We start from the raw sequence: 18,785 nt of genomic DNA on the forward strand, positions 1-18,785 counted from the left end.
TCAGGCCTGAGAGGCCCGAACCTTTTTGAACGTGTGCACCAGGGCCGCGACGCCGCCACCAGCGACGAGCACACTCATGATGCGCACGAAGGGCTGGAACACCGTGTGGCAGCGCATCGTCTTCATCATGCACAGCGGGCAAATGACGCCGGGGATAAAAAAGACGACGATCGCGCCGATCAACGAGAGTGCCTGGAGGGCCAGGCGCACACCTTTATTCTTGACGAAAGCCGCGGTTCCGAAGAACACGACGAGGCCCGCCGAACTGGCCACAACACTGTTCTGGCACTGGTGACACTGCATCCACGAGCCGTCCGGCCTGGGGTCGCAGGCCGAGAACACGGTAACTCCTCCGGCGAGGAGCAGGGCGCTCAGAGCTGCGGGCACGAGGGGGATGACGACGTCCTTCTTGGACATGGGTTCATTCCTTAGGGGCAAGCAAGCATTGACGAACTTTATAAAAGTATCATAAGCCTCATTTACGCAGGAACACAACGCTTTACCCTCGCACGCGACCCGCGACTCAGACATTCAAAGAACCCCCACGCACCGACCGCACGCGCCCCCACCAGGCCCCCAAGGACCTAAGATTGAGACATCCCCCACCAGTGAGGTGTCATCATGAAGAGGATTCACATCCGCTTTGCCCGATGCATCGTCGCATCGGTGACCGCGCTCGCATGCGTCGGTCTCTTCCCCCTCGCAGCCGCAGGTGCCGACGACGCCGACGACGCCGCACAATCCGGCCCACAATCAGGCGCACAGTCAGGTGCGAGCGCACCCGCCGCACCAGCCACGCCCGAGGCACCCCCTGCCTCGCCCGAAGCCACCCCCGACCGGGCCACCCCCGCGACGCCCGAGAACACCCCGGCCTCGTCGGACGACGCTCCCCCGACGCCCGACCCGGCGCAGCCCGAACCGGGTGACCCCGCCGAACCCGCGCCGGATAATCCCGCCGAACCCGAACCCCCAGCACCCGTCACCTCCCAGTGGGTGCACCACGCCGAAGGCTGGCGCTACGAGAGTCCCGACGGCACATGGCTCAAGGACGGAGTCTTCGAGGTCGGCGGCGTGCGCTACGCCTTCAACGCCGACGGCTTCGTTCCGGTCGGCTGGTACCGCGCGCCCGACGGCACCTGGTACGCATCAACCGAGAACGGCGTGCGCACCGGCTGGTACCGGGACGGCTCGTGGTACCTCCTATCCGACTCCGGAGCCATGGTCACCGGCTGGCAGGTCTCCGGCGGCACCCGGTACTACCTGAACCCGGACGCGGGCGGCGCGATGGCAACGGGCTGGACCAAGGTCGACGGCACCTGGTACCACCTCGATGCCTCCGGCGCGATGAGCACGTCCACGTGGGTATGGGCGGGGGCCTGGTACTACCTAGGCGAATCCGGGACCATAGCCACCGGATGGTTCAAAGTCGGCGGCACCTGGTACTACGCGGACGCCAGCGGTGCCATGCGCACCGGCTGGGTCAGCGACGGCGGCTCCTGGTACTACCTGGGCAGCTCTGGGGCCATGGCCACCGGCTGGCTGCAGCAAGGCGCGAAGTGGTACTACCTGAGGCCGGACTCCGGCGGCGCGATGGCGACCGCCTGGGCGATGGTCAACGGCAGCTGGAACTACTTCGACCGGTGGGACGGCTTCTGGGTGTCCGGCCGCTCCGGCTTCGAGGCCGACTGGAACTACGCGAAGACCCTCTACAGTCCCACGAACTACCTGGTCGTCGTCGACACGAGCGCCCCACACTGCATGACGTTCTACTGGGCGGCGAACTCCTGGCAGCCACTCACCGACATGCCCTGCTCCGTCGGCAAGTCCTCCACCCCGACCGTCACCGGCACCTTCACCATCAAGAACCGAGGCTCCTCCTTCGGGCACGGGTACACGGCGTACTGGTGGACCCAGTTCTACGGCGACTACCTGTTCCACTCGATTCTCTACTACGAGGGCACCATGACCGTGATGGACGGGACCCTCGGCGGACACGTCTCCCACGGCTGCGTGCTCCTACGCTACGAGGACGCAAAGTGGCTGCACGACACAATCCCATCGGGGACCTACGTGACGGTCTACTGACGGTCTGCTGACAGTCTACTGACGGTTTACCGGCGGCCTATCGCTCAGCGCGACGAGGCCGGGGCTAGCCTTCCGGATATCAGGGCCCAGTCCCGGCCTCGCCATTGTGGTTTCACTTTGCCGTTACGACCCGCCTTACTGTTACGGCCTCGGCGTCGGCGTTGCTGCTGGCCGCGCCCTTGCGACCCCGAGCACCGTTGTGCCACCTGTTTGCCAGCGCAGCCCGCTTCGCCGTCGCGATTCCGGCGCACGTAAGCCCTCATCCGCACGTGGACCCGCTATTCCGAGCCTGGGCAACACCGCCCACGTACGGAACAGCGGGTTAACGTGCGCAACAGGCGACCCACATGCGAGACAGCTGGTTGATACGCAGGACACGTTGGAGCCCACGTCGTTGTCGCACGCGGATGATCGGTCACAGACCATGGGGCAGCCACACACGCCCAAAGTGCAGACCACCTCGCCAAAAAATGGCAAAAATGGGCTGTTTTGGGTGAGGTGGTCTGCGATTTGGGCGAATCCAGGAACGCGACGGCCTCCACCCACGGGTCTGCACAGGATCCTACCCGCAGTCCCAGCTAGCTCACGTTGTGGGCTTCATCCGGTGCTCTAACCGCCTGTTCATTTCCCATCCTCCCCTCGCCCCAACCTGGCCACCGAAGCCTGAACCGAGTCCCGCCAGGCACACATCCCCCCTGACGGCAAAGGCTGGGCAGACACACGCGCCCACGATGCAACAGTGACAGGAAAGAGACAAACACGACCACCTACAACACCAAACTTTCCCGCACCAACAAGCCGAAAAGTCACCACAAAACCAACACGTTGTGCCCTATAACCCTAGTGTCCTATAACCCGGAGCCTTCCAGGCCCGTCCACATGGAGGGCACCGCAGGAAGCACATCCACCCCGCACCCAGAACCCGCGCAAGCAGCACAGGCAACGACGAAGCCCCGGGATTCCAAGGGAATCCCGGGGCAGGGAGCGGAGACGGCGGGATTTGAACCCGCGAGGGGCTATGCACCCCTACCTCCTTAGCAGGGAGGCGCACTCGACCGGACTATGCGACGTCTCCAGTGCCGACTACTTTAGGACATTTTTGCTACGAACGCGAACTGCACCCGCTGCACACACCCGAAAGCGCATCGGCATGGCGGAGGGCGAGGGATTCGAACCCCCGGTGCCATTGCTGACACAACGGTTTTCAAGACCGTCTCTTTCGGCCACTCAGACAGCCCTCCAGACCTGCCTCATCCTACAGGAACAGACTCACACACGCGAAGCCGACGGTACGGGCACAGGCACCGCCCACCCTGCGGCAGAGGGAGAGACTGGGTCGAGCGCACACCACATCTGAGGGATCACTCCAGCGCTCACCGCGCAGCGTGAACAAAGAGGCGGACCCGGGGTGCACGCACCCCGGGTCCGGTCCCAATCGCAGCTATCAGCCTCGCAGGCCGAAGAAGTTCCAGGACTTCTTGTCGGGTGCCGGCTCCTCGGGGTGGTCGAGGAGGCCTCGCGAGAGCGCGGGGGCCGTCGGAGGCCACAGCGGCACGCGGATCGCAAGCATCGCCTGAATCGCGTGGTAGACATCCCAACGGGAGGACTTGGCGGGCTGAACGCTCTCATTGTGGGGACCGAGGCGGCGGATCCAGCGGCCCGGCTGGGCGATGAGGTAATCGTGGATGTAGTCCACGAAGGAGCGATAGCAGTGCTCAAAGTGCTCGACTTCGTCGATGCGATGCCCGTCATCGAGCATCGCGCGGCGTACGGCGACGGTCGCGCACACGCCCTCGCAGACGACCCACTGCTGGTGCTCGTCTTCGCCAGGGACGGGATTGCCCTGGTCGTTGACGGCAGTGGAGAAGCCGGGGGCCCCGTCAGTGCGACGCCAGCCGTCGACGCGGGCGCGCTCGAAAAGTTCAGTGCCCAGCTCCATCAGGTAGTCGGGTACGGCCCAGCCCGTGGAGCGCAGGCCAGCGCGCACCTGCAGCGCGAAGCGCGCGAGCTGCATGGAGTGACCGGTGACGTAGCCTTCGTGGTAGCGGCGTCCGTCGTTGCAGAGCTTTCCGGCCTCGAGGCTGGGCTGCCATTCCTCGTCGTAGTACTCGGGGATGCGCCAGTTGTTCTTGGACGCTACCTTGTACGCGAAGGCCGTCATCTTTTCGGCGCGATCCAGCCATTCGGGTTCGGTAGTCGCCTCGGCGGCGGCCATGTAGGCCTCGATGGTATGGATGAGGGTGCCGAGGGCATGGACGGGCACGGGTTCGGTGAAAGCCTCGTCGTACTGATCCCACACGAGGCCGTAGTCGTCGATCCAGTAGTCCTTCTGCTCTTGGAGCATGGTTTCGAGCAGCTCGTGTGCGCCGGGTCGGTTGGCGACGGTCGCGGCAGCGACACCGAGCAGCGCGTAGACGGTGTGATACTGAGACTTAACGCGGGAGGCCTCATCCCAGGGGACACCATGCCCCTCCTCGTCCGGTTCAGCTTTGATTTGGTACCACATGCCGCCGTTGACGGGGTCCGTGAAGTACTTGGTCAGCGACTTGACAGCATGGTCGGCGTAGCGGCGCGTGCCGGGCAGGCCCATGAGAGCCCCCAGGGAAAAGATGTAGGCCATGCGCCCGGTGACGGCCAGGTCAATGGACCGGCTCAGGTCCGGTTTGCCATCGGCGTCCAGGTGTGCGAAACCGGTGGCCACGATGGACCCCTCGGCCTCTTCGATGAGCGCCTGCATGTTGGCGCTCAGCCAACGGTTATGTTCGATGGAATCAAACCATCCCACGATGTTCCTCCTGCCAAAACAGCCACGGTCTGCGGTGACCGAACTCTCATAGGATAGACGTTCCTTTCCCCATTTGGGAATACGTCCACACGTTCATTCCTCAATCAGGGACGAGGCCGGGACAAGTCACGCTCTGACCTGCAGTTTTACGCATACTCGACCCCGGCCTCGTATACGTACGATGAAACGATGTCGTGTTTCACGGCGTGGACGGACCTACACAGAAGTGGACGTAACGTGCAACACTGTGTTTATGCATGATCGAGCTGGCACACGTGCCCTTCCAGAAGACCTCATCAACGTCGACGATGTCATCTCCGCTTACTATGACATCGTTCCCGACCCGACCGACGTGGGACAGCGCGTCGCATTCGGAACATCGGGCCACCGCGGCTCCTCGCTGGACGGTAAGTTCAACGAGGCGCACATCATCGCCATCACCGCGGCGATCATCGAGTACCGCGCGTCGCAGGGCATCAACGGGCCTCTGTTCATCGGTCGTGACACGCACGCCCTGAGTGAACCCGCGTGGCGCACCGCCCTGGAGGTCCTCGCAGCCGCCGGCATCGACACGCGCATTGATTCGCGCGGCTCCTACACGCCGACCCCCGCCGTGTCCGTCGCAATTCTGGGCGCGAACGGCGCACCGGCGAACCTGCGCACGGAGGGTGACGGACTGGCTGACGGCATCGTCGTGACCCCCAGCCACAACCCGCCGCGCGACGGTGGCTTCAAGTACAACCCGCCTCACGGCGGCCCCGCCGACACGGACGCGACCGGCTGGATCGCGGCGCGCGCGAACGAGCTGCTGGATTCGGGCGAGTGGAAGGACGTTCCCCGCGTCACCGGCTCTGAGCTGCTGCACGACCCGAACGTGAAGCCTTTCGATTACCTGGACTTCTACGTGTCGCAGCTGGACCAGATCATCGACATTGAGGCCATCCGTAAGGCGGGCGTGCGTATCGGCGCGGACCCGCTGGGTGGCGCGTCCATCGACTACTGGGCGGTTATCGGCGAGTATTACGGCCTAGACCTGACGGTCGTCAACCCCGAGGTCGACCCGGCGTGGCCGTTCATGACCCTGGACTGGGATGGCAAGATCCGCATGGATTGCTCCTCGCCCTACGCGATGGCGTCCCTGCGCGAGGCCATGACCCCCGACGCCGAGGGCAACACCCCCTACGACATCGCGACCGGCAACGACGCGGATTCGGATCGCCACGGTATCGTCACGCCTGACGGCCTGATGAACCCGAACCACTTCCTGGCTGTGGCCATCGAGTACCTGTTCACGCACCGTCCCGGTTGGAGCAAGGACGCGGCCGTGGGCAAGACCCTGGTGTCTTCCGCGCTCATCGACCGCGTCGTGACCGCCATGGGCCGCGAGCTGATCGAGGTGCCGGTGGGCTTCAAGTACTTCGTGCCTGGCCTGCTGTCCGGTGCCGTCGGTTTCGGCGGCGAGGAGAGCGCGGGAGCATCGTTCCTGCGTAAGGATGGCACCGTGTGGTCGACCGATAAGGACGGCATCATCCTGGCGCTGCTCGCCTCGGAGATCCTGGCCGTGACGGGCAAGACACCCTCGCAGCTGCACGAGGAGCAGGTGGAGCGCTTCGGCGCCTCCGCGTATGCTCGCATCGACGCTGCCGCCTCCCGCGAGGAGAAGGCGAAGCTCGCGGCTCTGTCTCCCGAGGACGTGACCGCGACTGAGCTGGCCGGCGACCCGATTGTCGCGAAACTGGTGCGCGCTCCCGGTAACGACGCGCCCATCGGTGGCCTGAAGGTGACGACCGAGTCCGCGTGGTTCGCGGCTCGCCCGTCGGGCACCGAGGACGTCTACAAGATCTACGCGGAATCCTTCAAGGGTGCCGAGCACCTGGCCGAGGTCCAGGAGGCCGCGAAGAAGGTTGTGTCTGACGCCCTGAACGGCTGATTCTCGACGCTGCCCGCTCACGCGGGTTGCTGGGGGTGGCGCTCACGTGTGTGAGCGCTACCCCCGTTGTCATGTCGCGCCGACTCCACCGCCGACGGTCACGCCAGAACCCACGCAATCACAGGGGAAACGCGCTGAGCCGACGAGGCGCGATGGCACCATCCGGCCTGTTAAACTGACGGGCAGGACAAGGGCTGACATGGGCCTTTCATCTTCGGATGATTGGTGACTTCGAAACCTGACGAACCAGAGCCTTGTAATAGCTCACTCGTGAGCGGCAAGCTGAAGTCACGTCCTGCAAACCCCCTTCCCTGTGGGTTGGGGGTTTCGTGCTATCCGCTGGGCTCAGTAGGCGAGCGGGGAGAATTTTCACGGCGATTGCCCATAGAAATATGGGGCACGGGCCGCTACCGTGGTGGTAGTTCGACGCGTCGGTGAGCCGACGCCGCCCACCGACACCAGGAGCGCCCACATGAGCGAGGCACCCAGCCCTGCCGCCCGCGACGGCAGATCGCGCGAGCACGCCCCAGCCTCGTCAAGCAAACCACGCACGAGTCCGCCGAACCCCTCCCTTCCCAAGGCGCGCCTGGCTTTCCTTCTCCTCGCAGGTATTGCACTGCTCGCTGGCCTGGACGCCTCCCTCGTGCGCCTCGGAGCGCTCGCTCCCATCGCCTCGACGAGCCTGGGGACCGTGCACGGGCTCCTCATGATCTACGGGTTCCTGGGCACCGCGATCTGCCTGGAGCGCGCGGTCGCCCTGCAATCCGACGGGCGGCGCGCGTGGGCGTACGCCGCTCCCCTGCTGACCGGGGCCGGCGGCATCAGCGCGATCGTCATCTCCGTGAACGAAGGCGCGCACGCCACGCTCACGAGCCTACCGATCCCGCGCTTCCTGGCCGCCCATCTGAGCGGATTTGCGCCCGAGCGGATGATGCCCGGCTTCCTCATCACGCTCGGCATGGCGGCGCTGAGCGCCATTTACTGCTATGTGTGGGCGCGCAGGCAGGCCACCCACGCGGTCCTCATCCAGGTGATAGGCGCGCTCATCGGGCTGGGCGGCGTCCTCCTGTGGTGGCGAGGCCTCGAGACGCCGCGCGCGGTGCCGTGGTGGCTGGCCTTCCTGATCGTCACGATCATCGGCGAGCGCGTCGAACTCGCGCGTCTCGCCTTCGCGTCGGGTTCCACCGAGCGGCGCATCACCGCCGAGAGTACCGCCCTCATGGTGGGCCTGACCGTCGCGCTCTACTCCCCCACGGTCGGGTATCCGCTGATCGGGCTTGCACTCGGTGCCCTCATGGTGGACACCGCGTGGCACGACGTCGCGCGCGGCACCGTGCGCATGCAGGGCCTGCCGCGCCTGGCCGCCGTGTGCATGCTGAGCGGGTATGCGTGGGCGCTCGTGCCCGCGCTGATGTGGATCGTCGCACCCCCAGCCTTCGACGGGTACGGCTACGACGCCGGCGTCCACGCGATCACGATTGGTTTCGTCGTCTCCATGCTGCTGGCCCACGCGCCCGTCATCATCCCGGCGGTCGCGCGGCGCGAAGTCCCCTACCACGTCGCCATGTGGGTCCCCTTCGCGTTCCTGCAAGTCTCCCTCCTCCTGCGCCTTCTCGCGGGCGCGCGCGAGGCTGCCTACCCGTGGCGCTTGGGCGGCACACTCGGGGTCGTGGGGGTGCTTCTCTTCGTCGCCACGACGCTGACGGTGACGATTCGCCGGGCACGCGCTGCCTCGCGTGAGAGCAGGATCATCGACGAGGCCGACTCCCCCTCCGCTGTTCCCGCTTCCTCGGGCGGAACGGAGGTTCGATGAGCAAGCCTCGCGTCCCCCGCACCGACCGCGTAACCACGGTGTGGATGTGCGTGGCGGCCGTTGCCGCTACGGTCACCATCGTCGCACGAGGCCGCATCCCGCAGAACCTGTGGACGATGATCCACCTGGTGACCCTGGGCGTTTTGTCGAACGGGATCTTCCAATGGTCCTGGTACTTCACGCGTGCCCTCGCGCACCTGGCCCCGGATGATCGGCGCGCCGGGCGTGACAACACCGTGCGCATCATCGCCTTCAACCTTTCCCTGCTGCTCCTCATCGGCGGCATGTGGTCAGGCATGTGGCACGCGACTGTCACGGGTGCGACCGCGGTCGGCGTGATCGCAGCCTGGCACGGGTGGGCGCTGCTCACCGCGTCCCGCGAGCGCCTGGCGTCGCGTTTCGCGGTGATTATTCGTTACTACATTGCGGCGGCGTTTTTCCTGGTGGTCGGCGCGACGCTGGCTGGTTTCGTGACGGTGGCTATGTTTGACGCGGATGCTCCCGCGTGGCTGGCCTCGGCCCGGGATCGTCTGACGGTCGCCCATGCGCTGGCGGGTGTCGCCGGCTGGGTGGGCCTGACGATGGGCGGGACCCTGGTGACGCTCGGGCCGACGGCGATGCGCACGCGCATGGATCCGCTGGCCGTGTCTTTCGCGACGAGTGCCCTGCCCCTGTGGGTGGCTGCGCTGCTCGTCGCGGGAACGGGAGCTGTGACGGGGTCGATGCGCGTGGCCTCCGTGGGGTTGTTGGTCGTCGTGGGTGCGGCGGCGCTGGGCGTGGGTGTTCCGCTCCTTCGCGCGGCGCTGGTGAAGGGTCCGGCCGAGTACGGGGCGTGGTCCCTCATGCTGGGTGCCGCCTGGATTCTCGTCGCGGGCGCGGGGGCGTCCTTGCGCGCCTTCGAGGCCGTGGATGCGACCGGCCTGCGCGCGGCGTTCCTGCCGTGGCTGCCGATCCTCGGCGCGGCCGGGCTGGGCCAGCTTTTCGTCGGCGCGCTCACCTACCTGATGCCCGTCGTTATCGGCGGTGGCCCATCCGCAGTGCGCGTCGGGGTCGGCGTGCTCGAGGCCGGGGCTCCCATCCGGGAGGCGGCGCGTAACGTGGCCGCAGTGTTCGCCCTCTCCGTCGTGTCACTTGGCGGCATCCCCGCCGAGCGCCTTACCGTTGCCGCGTGGGTGGTCCTGCTGGCCACCTACGTCGTCGACATCGTCCTTATGGCCCGCTGTGGCGTGGCCCAGGCGCGTGCCAAGCGCGCCGCCCAATCCCCCACCACCACGCAAGGAGGCCGCCGTGGCTGACCTGAACCTGTCTGCGTCGCCGTCGGGAGGCAAGAACCCGAAGACACCCGTCCCGAAGGCATCAGAGTCGAAGGGCGGTGCGACGGGAGTCCCCAAGCTGCGCATGAGTCCTGCGGGCGACCACTCGCCCGTAAGCCGCACGGCGGGCGCAATCATCGGTGTCGTCTCCGTCGTGGCGCTTGCCCTCGCTATCTTCCTGTCCAACCCCACCGCGCCCACTACGCAGGGCACGGGAACGGGGACCGCGGCCACGACCTCGTCCGTGACGCCGACCGGGCACACGACCCGCGTGTCGGTGGGCGTCGAGGGTATGACCTTCACTCCCAACCACATCGAGGTGCCAGCTGGCGACCGCCTCATCATCGACTTCACGAACTCGGGGGATCAGCGTCACGATCTGGTGTTCGAGACGGGCGTATCCTCCGGGTCGCTCGCCACCGGCGAGACGAAAGAGCTGGACCTCGGCATCATCTCCGGGGACGTCGAGGGCTGGTGTTCCTTGCCGGGTCACCGCGAGATGGGTATGACCCTGCACGTGCAGGCAACGGGCGCTTCCTCGTCCTCCTCGGGGGCCTCGGCCTCGGGTAGCCACGGCAGCCACGCGGGACACGACCACGGCCAGGAGGCCGCCGTGGGACCCGCCAGCCCGACGGCCCTGACGGACTACGCAGCGACGATCACCCCGCGCGACCCAGTCCTACCGCCGGCCACAAGCGAGACCGAGCGCTCCTACACGTTCACGGTCACCGAGCAGACGACCAACGTCACCGACACGCTGACCCGCCAGACGTGGACCTTCAACGGGGACGCCCCCGGACCGATCCTGCGCGGACACATCGGCGACACCTTCCACATCACGCTCGTGAACAACGGAACGATGAGCCACTCGCTGGACTTCCACGCGGGCCTCGTCGCTCCCGACAACGTCATGCACTCGATCGAGCCCGGGCAGACCCTTGAGTACACCTTCGTCGCGAAGAACGCGGGCATCTGGCTCTACCATTGCTCGACCGCGCCGATGTCGATGCACATCGCGAACGGCATGTTCGGTGCTGTCGTCATCGACCCGACCGACCTGGACACGGTTGATCGCGAGTACGTCATGATCGCCTCCGAGCTCTACCTGGGCGCGGACGGGCAGAGCGCCGACGCCTCACTTCTGTCGGCCCTGCAGCCCAATGCGATGGCCTTCAACGGCGTGCCCTTCCAGTACAAGGCCCACCCCATCCAGATCAGGACCAACGAGCGCGTGCGCGTGTGGGTCATGGACGCGGGTCCGAACCTGGCGACCACCTTCCACGTCGTGGGCACCCAGTTCGACACCGTGTGGCGCGAGGGCGCCTACGTGATCCGCGGCGGCGGTAGCGGTGGCGGCTGGGGACAGGTCCTCTCCCTGGGTGCCGCCGAGGGCGGCTTCGTCGAGTTCACGCCGCTGGAGGCCGGCCACTACTCTTTCGTCAACCACGCTCTCTCCCTGGCGGAAAAGGGCCAGACCGGCGTCTTCGAGGTGAGTGACTGAGCCTTTTCGCTCTCCCGGCCACGGCCTCGTCCCTCATCGACGAGGCCGTGGCTGCGTCCCACTCTCACGCGCGGAAGGGGGTTAGCTACGCCCCATTGCAACCGGCGCTGCCGTCCTCCGACCGACGATAAAATAGTGGGATGCTGGGTACCTATCTCGACATTTTGCGTTACCGTCAGGCCTGGAAGTTTTCTGCTGCCGGGCTGGTTCTGCGTCTGCCGATGTCCATGGTGGGTCTGTCGACAATCCTCATGGTGCGCGCCGAGTACGGCAACTACACGCTGGCCGGCGCTGTCTCAGCCGTCAACATCATCGTCATGGCGATCTGCGCGCCAATCCTCGCGCGCCGCGTCGACCGCCACGGACAGTTGCGCGTCATGGGTCCCGCGTGGGTCATCGCGACCCTGTCGATGTGTGGCCTCGTCGCAGCCGTCTTCATGCACGCCCCCGAATGGTTGCTCTTCATTCCGGCTGCCCTCGCGGGTGCCACGTGGGGTGCGCCCGGTGCCCTCGTGCGCTCGCGTTGGTCGACGATCCTGCACAAGCCGGGCCAGCTGACGACCGCCTACGCCCTCGAGTCCGCGGTCGATGAGTTCGTGTACATCGTGGGTCCCGTGCTCTCCACGGTCCTCGGCACTGCCCTACACCCCGGCACCGGCCTCGCCATCTCTATCGTCGCCCTGGCTGTGGGCGGCACGCTCTTCCTGTCGCGGCGCTCCTCCGAGCCCGCGATCATTCCCTACGACCCGAATGCCCCGCGCGAATCCGTCATCCGCAAGCCCGTCGTCCTCGTCATGGCAGCCACCTACATCGGCATGGGCACGACGTTCGGCGCGATGGAGGTCTCGATGGTCAGCTTCACCGAGGAGCTGGGTGCCCCCGCGCTCGGCGGCATCCTCCTGGCGCTCTTCTCGATCGGCTCGCTGTCTGCCGCGCTCGTGTACGGTGCCCGCACGTGGAGACGACCCACCTGGCAGCTCTTCGTGTTCGGTGTGATCCTGATGGCGATCGGCATGAGTTTCTTCCCCGTGGCCTTCAACATCTGGACAATGGCCGCCGTCATCCTCATCACGGGCCTCACCTGCGCCCCCACGATGACGAACGTCAACGTCATCATTCAGAAATCCGTCTCCCCCGCGAAGCTCACGGAGGGCCTGACCTGGATGTCGACGTCGATCAACCTCGGCACTTCCCTGGGCACGGCGATCGCCGGGCCCGCAATCGACTCGATCGGCGCGCGCGGCGGCCTACTGACCATGGCCGGTGCCGGGTGGGCGATGGTCGTTCTCATGCTCATCGGCCTGCCCGCACTGCGCAAGAGCGAAGCTCAACCGACGCCACCGCTGCCCCTCGACTGAGCGGCGTAGCGCGGCTACACACCCCCACACCGACTAGCAGCAGGAGCACCAGCCCGAGAATCGTGCCCGGCCTCCGTTTCATAAAGCGAACAACCGCGGTCACAAACACGTGACGCCGCATCATGACGTCCCCTCTGACAGCTGCTCAACGACGAGGCCCGCACCGCAGCGGACAGGCGCGCAACTAGCGCACGACACTCGTCTTGACTATGCGGTCAGACTGTCATAGGGTACCTGCGGCTCCGTCGCTCCGGAGCTTGCGCTTCCCCGGTGCATTGGCTCTATGATTGGCCTGATGTTGTTCCGTCCCCCTCTCATCGATGACGAGTCTCCCTCGCTCGCCCTGGCACTGACCGCCAGTGCGGGCGAGTTCGCGTCCACACTGTTGGTCGGTGCCATGTCGAAAGGTTGGTTCTACCCGGGCGTCGTCGGCTTCGGGGGGATCGGCTCCCAGCGCAGCGCCCGTATCCTGGGCCGCGTCCTCATGGCGCGCGGCGACGATACCCGCTCCTGGCTGCAAACCCGCCGAGGATGGCGCCAGTTCTTCAACGCGCAGGTCCCTCGTCAGCCCGTGCTCGTCACGGTCGGCAACGCGCGTCGGCTTGCTTTCGCGGATCGCGGTGGATTCGTCGACATCACGGTGCTGGGCCACGGCCTCGACCCCGGCTGGCATAACGCAACCATCCAAGTCCTTCACGCGGGCGACGTGCGTGCGCTCGGCATGTCCGAGGAGACGGCCGCCAAGCTCGCGACCACCCTGCGCACGGCGACCCCGCTGCCGGCCCCGCCCTCGGCGATGTACGAGCGCCCCCGCAAAGGTCGCATCCGCGCCGGTCGCCCCGCCTGCGTGCGCTTACGCATCGTGTCCGATGACGAGCATTTCGGCGTGGTCTCCGACATCGACGACACCGTCATGGTGTCTATGCTCCCGCGACTGGTCACAGCGGCCAGGCACGCGTTCCTGGATCGCGTTTCTTCACGCGAGGCCGTCCCCGGCATGGCGGAACTGCTGACGACGCTGACGATGTCCTCAGCTTCGTCGGAGGGGGTCCCGGAGGGCACGCACGCTCCGATCATGTATCTGTCAACCGGCGCATGGAACGTTGTGCCGACGCTTCGTTCGTTCCTGGAGCGCAGCGGGTACCCGGCGGGCGGTTTCCTCATGACGGACTTCGGCCCGTCGAACACGGGCTGGTTCCGCTCCGGCCCCGAGCACAAGCGTCGCGAACTGCGCCGCCTGGCCCGCATGTTCCCGCACGTGCGCTGGCTCTTGGTAGGCGACGACGGGCAGCGCGACCCCGAAATCTACGCCGCGTTTGCACGCGATTTTCCGCACTGCGTGGCCGGAATCGCGATCCGTTCTCTCTCCGAGATCGAGCAGTTCATGTCGCACGGCAGCTTCGAGGCCATGGTCCCCGACGCGCTGTGGACTGTACCCGAGCGCGTGCCCGTCTGGTACGGGTCGAACGGTTACGCACTGCTGGAGAATATACGAGGCCGGGGCACAGCCGGTCCGCTCTCCCACCGTTGAGGGACCGGACCGTGAAACGGTCCGTGAAACAAGCCGTGCCCGACCGCTCTGACGCATGAAGGCCGCCCCGAGGGGCGGCCTTCCGCGTTGCTCGTGCGTCCGCGCTTAGGAGCCGGACATCGGGCGGCACTTCGCGGGCTGTTCGATGGGGTCGGTCGACTTCAGGACTCGCTGGACGTCCTCGGCGCTCATCGCGTCGTCGTAGAACGTGCCCAGTTCGACCGTGACGGTGGAGTCCGTCGCCTCAGTGAGGCGCACGTGGGCACCCGGGAAGAATCGGGCCACCGAGTACGCGTTGTCGACACCGTTCACTCCGGCGGTAATGCGCACCTTGCCCGTATATTCGATGTCATCGTTCTTGGGTTCTTCCGTCTGGAAGCCGGCGGTTGTGAGCATGTCCGTGGCCTTGGAGGCCAGGCCCTGATGCTGAGTCGTGTTGATGACCGTGACCGACACCTGAGAGGGGGCCACCGGCTTCGAATCCGCCGTCGGGCAGGGAATATCGCCCACTTCGGCGTACTTAACCTTCGCGGAGAAGCTGTTACCGAAAGGAATCGACACGATCCCCGAGAACACGAGGGCCGCTAGCGCCGCAATGACGATCATCGCGACGCTCACGATCGCGAACGTCAGATTTTGACGCTCCTGACGCTCGCGCAGGAATCGCTGACGCGGAGTGAGGGTGTGGATGGGCTCGTTCGGTGTACTCACGGTCTCAACACTATCGAATAGGGGCGGTCTGAGGCCAGACAACGCCCCGTCGGGAGCGTTACATCTCGCCCGCGCCCGCCTCCGCGATACAGTGAGGACACCCTAAGCGCAGGCTCCCGTCCTCGCCCAGAATCGCCGCGCAGCCCGCCTCGCGGACCCCCGAATGCGCGGTCAGAGCGCCCACCCGGCGTGCGGTTCGAGCGTGAGGCGGCCACGGCCTCGTCCATGCACCGACCACGAAAGAGGACCGCGATGAGCTTCCTGGACACCGACCTGCTCTCCCGCATCCACGAGCGCGCCGCCGACGCGGACGCGCACAACGCCTACCCCGAAGCCGACCTGGAGGAGCTGCGCGACGCCGGATACCTCGCCGCGTTCGTCCCCGCCGAATACGGCGGCGCGGGCCTGAGCCTGACCGAGATCGCCGCCGAACAGACGGCGCTCGCCAAAGCTGCGCCCGGCACGGCGCTGGGCATCAACATGCACCAGATCATCGTCGGCCTGGGGCGCTACCTGGTCGCCCACGGCAACGCGCGCGGCGAGCAAATCCTGCGCGACGCGGTCGCAGGAGAGGTCTTCGGCTTCGGCATCTCCGAACCCGGCAACGACCTCGTGCTCTTCGGCTCCACGACGCGCGCAACCGCGAACAACGCGGGCGGTTATTCCTTCGAGGGCACCAAGATCTTCACATCCCTATCCCCCGTGTGGACGCGCCTGCTGATCTTCGGGCGGGCCGAGACCGAGGAGGGCCCCAAGTCCGTGTTCGGCATCGTCCGCCGCTCTGACGAGGGCTACTCAATCAAGGACGACTGGGACACGCTGGGCATGCGCGCCACCCAGTCCATGACCACCCTCCTCCGGGGCGTCACCGTGCCCGAGGAGCGCATCCTGACGATCACGGACCCCGGTCCCAGCGCCGACCCCGTCATTTTCGGCATCTTCTCCCACTTCGAGATCCTCCTGGCCGCCACCTACCAGGGCGTGGGTGAGCGCGCCGTCGAGGTCGCCGCCGAGCACGTGGCGACGCGCCGCTCGGTGAAGAACCAGACGACCTACTCCAACGACCCCGACATCCGCTGGCGCATCGCAGAGGCCGCCCTCATCATGAACGCGGTCGGCCCGCAGATCCGCGAGCTTGCCCGCGACATCGACGCTGGCGTGGACCGCGGCCGCTCCTGGATGCCCCAGCTGTCCGCCGCGAAGAACGCGGCCGCAGAAGCCACGCTGCGCGCCGTCGAGCAGGCAATGCGCGCGTGCGGCGGCAGCGCCTACTACAACACGCACGAGCTCTCGCGCCTGTACCGCGACGCGCTCGCCGGCCTCTTCCAGCCCTCCGACCAGGAGTCCCTACACGCCGCGTGGGCGAACCTGATCCTTGGACCCATCGAGAAGGCTCAATAGCCTCCCAGGGACGAGGCCGGGGTCCGTGCGTAGCCCTCGGGTGTCCTCCGGGGACGCCCCACTGAGGAAGCACCGAAGCACACCCGAGCCGGCGAGCATGCGCCGGTCTCATCCTGCGTGAGAGACAGGCGGACCCCCGAGAATTTCCTCGGGGGTCCGTCTCTGCGAGCGCGTCAGGCTACTGATTCCATGCGAAATTCGCGGGGGTGATTTCACCGTTCGTGCCGGTCATCCAGCCAGCGCGGGCCAAGGCGAAGGACTTGCCGGACTTCGTGTTCCAGCAGGTCACGCCGTCGGCCGTGGAGCGGCACGCGTAGTCACCCTTCGCGGCGGCCACGCCGTGCGCGACGGTCTCGCCGCCCGACGGCATAGAGGACTCGCACGACTGGGTCGCGGAGTCCTTCGTGGCCTTCAGGACGCCGACTTTTCCGCCGGAACAGGAAGGGTAGCCTTCCTCGGCCCAGTTGCTCTCTGCAATACCGCAGGTCACGCCGTCATCCGCGAAGGAGCAGGTGATGTTGCGCGAAGGCATCGTGAAACTATCGACTTTCACGGCTCCCGCAGGTACCGGGTACTTCACGGCCTCGGTCGTGGTAGCACTCGCCGATGGCTTCGGACTCTCCGAGGGGGACGCCGACGACATCGGAGACGAACCGCCCGTGGGTCCCTCGTATCCGCGAGTGAACACGAAGATGACGATGCCCAGGAGGATCGCCGCGACGACACCCAGGCTGACGAGCACGATCGTCATCATCGGGAACGGGCGACGCCCGCTCGGTGCCGTCGCGGCCGCGGGCTGCGCCGCCTGCGCTGGCTGCCGGGCGGCGGGTGTAGGCGTGTAGGCCCGCGGCATCTGCGCGGTGGATTCCGTACTCGACGAGGCCGTGGCGGAGGACGCGGTCGTCGGGTAGGTCGAACTGGTCACGGGAGAGGGGTACACCGCCGTCGCCTCGGGATCCTGCGAGGCCTTGCCGCCCATGATCGACTGGCGTTGCACCTGGGCGACGACCTGTTCACGCTTGTCCACCTGCGGGACCGGCAAGTTCTTGCCCGCCACCGCACTGTAGGGGGTCGTGCGCTCAATCTGGGAGTAGGAGTCCACGCCGCCCTGACCCAGCACGTACATGCCGGACTCGGAGGTGCGGATCGCTGACCCCGCGACGGCACCGGATACGTCACCGCGCATGACCAGGCAGCCGTTGGCGTCAATGTAGCCGTCGTAGTCATCGCGCGCCTCGAGCGCCGCGTTGACCTGCGGGTCGTTGAACTGGTGCAGCCATTCCAGCAGCCCGCGGTAGGCATGGGGATGCGCGGCGACTAGCGGACGCAGCTCAGGGTAGCGGTACGCCAGTTGCCGCAGCGACTCGGCGTCGGTCGACGGGTCCTGGGCTGCCGCCGCAGGATTCTCGAAATGCAGTTCTTCTGCCATCGGTGCTCCAGACTTCATCGGTCACGCGGTCGTTACACAATACCGCGCGTGCGCGCCACAGGTGAAAACTTGCGGTATTTTCTGACCACGATAGTACCCTGTCATTTGGCAAAATACCTACAAGTCGCATCGTAAGACGAATGTGTCAAAATTGAGCGCCGTAATATCGGCAGCGAGCGCGCGCACCTGGTCATCCCATCCGGCGCGCGAGGCCTCAAAACCTTCCGGTGTGCCAAATTTTCGCGCTTGCTGTAGAGCGAAGGACTCGACACCCATCGCGCGAGCCTTCTTCGCAACCTCCAGGCCGTCACCGGGACCGTCCGGGTAGACGGTCAAGCGAACCTCGTGGTCCACCTCGGGGTGCGCCAGGACGATGCCCAGCGACTCCCACGCCCGCTCGCCGGCACCGCTCCGGCCAGCCACGGCCTCGTAATGCTCAGGAGTCGCCTTCACGTCGATGCCCACCCAATCGACGAGGCCCGCGCCCAGCAGGTCCGCCAGGCGACGCGGGTAGGGACCCGCGGTGTGCAGGCCAACGCCGAAGCCGAGTTCGCGCACGCGAGCCATCCCCGCACCGAGCGCGACCTGGCGGGTCGCCTCGCCTCCAGAGAACACGACGCCGTCCAGGAGGCCGCGCCTGCGCGCCAGCAGGTCCTCGAGCTTGCTCCACGCGACCACGCCCGGAATGCGCGGGTCGATGATCGCGCTGTTGTGGCAGTACGGGCACGCCCACGGGCACCCCTGCAGGAACAGGGACGCCGCGAACTTGCCGGGCCAGTCCACGCTCGACATGGGGACGAGGCCCGCGATCTGCAGGTCGTCCGGTGTCCACTCGCGCGATGCCCGCCCCCCGACGAGGCCGGGGCTGCTCAGGCTCAGCGCGCCCTTCCGGGGTTCCCCGGCCTCGTCATTCAGGGACGGACTCACG

The 18,785-nt window shown here is 66.5% G+C and carries 13 protein-coding genes and 2 tRNA genes; 8 read left to right on the forward strand and 7 right to left on the reverse strand.

What is annotated here, in order from left to right; translation table 11 throughout:
* A complete protein-coding gene (locus tag QZ149_RS04535; protein ID WP_291450083.1) occupies positions 1-417 on the reverse strand; it encodes a DUF4418 family protein in 417 nt (138 codons plus the stop codon).
* 204 nt (positions 418-621) lie between these two features.
* On the opposite strand from QZ149_RS04535, the gene QZ149_RS04540 reads away from it, so the two are divergent.
* Positions 622-2,085 carry a L,D-transpeptidase gene (locus QZ149_RS04540; RefSeq protein WP_291450084.1) on the forward strand — a complete coding sequence of 488 codons (1,464 nt, stop codon included), beginning with the start codon at positions 622-624 and terminating at the stop codon, positions 2,083-2,085.
* Positions 2,086-3,070: 985 nt separating this feature from the next.
* Here the strand turns inward: QZ149_RS04540 and QZ149_RS04545 are convergent.
* The 3 genes from QZ149_RS04545 to QZ149_RS04555 all read right to left on the reverse strand — a co-directional run bounded on the left by QZ149_RS04545 (position 3,071) and on the right by QZ149_RS04555 (position 4,870).
* Positions 3,071-3,160, reverse strand: a tRNA-Ser gene (locus QZ149_RS04545).
* 76 nt (positions 3,161-3,236) lie between these two features.
* Positions 3,237-3,326: transfer RNA gene (locus QZ149_RS04550), tRNA-Ser, on the reverse strand.
* A gap of 203 nt (positions 3,327-3,529) precedes the next feature.
* Complete coding sequence (locus tag QZ149_RS04555; protein ID WP_291450085.1) at positions 3,530-4,870, reverse strand: AGE family epimerase/isomerase; 1,341 nt, start codon at positions 4,868-4,870, stop codon at positions 3,530-3,532.
* A gap of 253 nt (positions 4,871-5,123) precedes the next feature.
* On the opposite strand from QZ149_RS04555, the gene pgm reads away from it, so the two are divergent.
* The 6 genes from pgm to QZ149_RS04585 all read left to right on the forward strand — a co-directional run bounded on the left by pgm (position 5,124) and on the right by QZ149_RS04585 (position 14,316).
* Positions 5,124-6,800, forward strand: coding sequence for a phosphoglucomutase (alpha-D-glucose-1,6-bisphosphate-dependent) (gene pgm, locus QZ149_RS04560; RefSeq protein ID WP_291450086.1), 1,677 nt, complete (start codon positions 5,124-5,126; stop codon positions 6,798-6,800).
* Positions 6,801-7,272: 472 nt separating this feature from the next.
* Positions 7,273-8,613 (forward strand): hypothetical protein, encoded by a 1,341-nt coding sequence (locus QZ149_RS04565; RefSeq protein ID WP_291450087.1) that lies wholly within the window; start codon positions 7,273-7,275, stop codon positions 8,611-8,613.
* The gene (locus QZ149_RS04570; protein WP_291450088.1) at positions 8,610-9,908 is read left to right on the forward strand and encodes a hypothetical protein; all 1,299 of its coding nucleotides are present in this window, start codon (positions 8,610-8,612) and stop codon (positions 9,906-9,908) included. The genes QZ149_RS04565 and QZ149_RS04570 overlap by 4 nt, the downstream gene beginning before the upstream one ends.
* Complete coding sequence (locus QZ149_RS04575) at positions 9,901-11,427, forward strand: multicopper oxidase domain-containing protein (protein ID WP_291450089.1); 1,527 nt, start codon at positions 9,901-9,903, stop codon at positions 11,425-11,427. The genes QZ149_RS04570 and QZ149_RS04575 overlap by 8 nt, the downstream gene beginning before the upstream one ends.
* 140 nt (positions 11,428-11,567) lie before the next feature.
* Complete coding sequence (locus tag QZ149_RS04580; RefSeq protein WP_291450090.1) at positions 11,568-12,785, forward strand: MFS transporter; 1,218 nt, start codon at positions 11,568-11,570, stop codon at positions 12,783-12,785.
* 283 nt (positions 12,786-13,068) lie between these two features.
* Positions 13,069-14,316, forward strand: coding sequence for a phosphatase domain-containing protein (locus QZ149_RS04585; RefSeq protein ID WP_291450091.1), 1,248 nt, complete (start codon positions 13,069-13,071; stop codon positions 14,314-14,316).
* Between the two features lie 105 nt (positions 14,317-14,421).
* Here QZ149_RS04585 and QZ149_RS04590 read toward each other — a convergent pair whose 3' ends face one another.
* Complete coding sequence (locus QZ149_RS04590) at positions 14,422-15,027, reverse strand: LytR C-terminal domain-containing protein (protein ID WP_291450092.1); 606 nt, start codon at positions 15,025-15,027, stop codon at positions 14,422-14,424.
* 252 nt (positions 15,028-15,279) lie between these two features.
* Between QZ149_RS04590 and QZ149_RS04595 the strand changes: the two genes are divergently transcribed.
* On the forward strand, positions 15,280-16,428 hold the full coding sequence (locus QZ149_RS04595; RefSeq protein ID WP_291450093.1) for an acyl-CoA dehydrogenase family protein: 1,149 nt from the start codon (positions 15,280-15,282) through the stop codon (positions 16,426-16,428).
* 178 nt (positions 16,429-16,606) lie between these two features.
* Here the strand turns inward: QZ149_RS04595 and QZ149_RS04600 are convergent, their stop codons facing one another.
* Together QZ149_RS04600 and QZ149_RS04605 are read right to left on the reverse strand one after the other, a co-directional pair.
* Complete coding sequence (locus QZ149_RS04600) at positions 16,607-17,857, reverse strand: sodium pump decarboxylase (RefSeq protein ID WP_291450094.1); 1,251 nt, start codon at positions 17,855-17,857, stop codon at positions 16,607-16,609.
* A 117-nt stretch (positions 17,858-17,974) separates the two neighbouring features.
* Positions 17,975-18,784 (reverse strand): anaerobic ribonucleoside-triphosphate reductase activating protein, encoded by an 810-nt coding sequence (locus tag QZ149_RS04605; protein WP_291450095.1) that lies wholly within the window; start codon positions 18,782-18,784, stop codon positions 17,975-17,977.
* Between the last annotated feature and the right edge of the window lies 1 nt (position 18,785).

The organism is Actinomyces sp. ICM47, assembly GCF_905369875.1.
Taxonomy (GTDB): Bacteria; Actinomycetota; Actinomycetes; order Actinomycetales; family Actinomycetaceae; genus Pauljensenia.

Excerpts from the sequence above, each read along its gene's own strand:
- QZ149_RS04535 (WP_291450083.1), bottom strand. The coding sequence starts at position 417 with ATGTCCAAGAAGGACGTCGTCATCCCCCTCGTGCCCGCAGCTCTGAGC.
- QZ149_RS04540 (WP_291450084.1), top strand. The coding sequence starts at position 622 with ATGAAGAGGATTCACATCCGCTTTGCCCGATGCATCGTCGCATCGGTG.
- pgm (WP_291450086.1), top strand. The coding sequence starts at position 5,124 with ATGCATGATCGAGCTGGCACACGTGCCCTTCCAGAAGACCTCATCAAC.
- QZ149_RS04565 (WP_291450087.1), top strand. The coding sequence starts at position 7,273 with ATGAGCGAGGCACCCAGCCCTGCCGCCCGCGACGGCAGATCGCGCGAG.
- QZ149_RS04570 (WP_291450088.1), top strand. The coding sequence starts at position 8,610 with ATGAGCAAGCCTCGCGTCCCCCGCACCGACCGCGTAACCACGGTGTGG.
- QZ149_RS04580 (WP_291450090.1), top strand. The coding sequence starts at position 11,568 with ATGCTGGGTACCTATCTCGACATTTTGCGTTACCGTCAGGCCTGGAAG.
- QZ149_RS04585 (WP_291450091.1), top strand. The coding sequence starts at position 13,069 with ATGATTGGCCTGATGTTGTTCCGTCCCCCTCTCATCGATGACGAGTCT.
- QZ149_RS04595 (WP_291450093.1), top strand. The coding sequence starts at position 15,280 with ATGAGCTTCCTGGACACCGACCTGCTCTCCCGCATCCACGAGCGCGCC.
- QZ149_RS04600 (WP_291450094.1), bottom strand. The coding sequence starts at position 17,857 with ATGGCAGAAGAACTGCATTTCGAGAATCCTGCGGCGGCAGCCCAGGAC.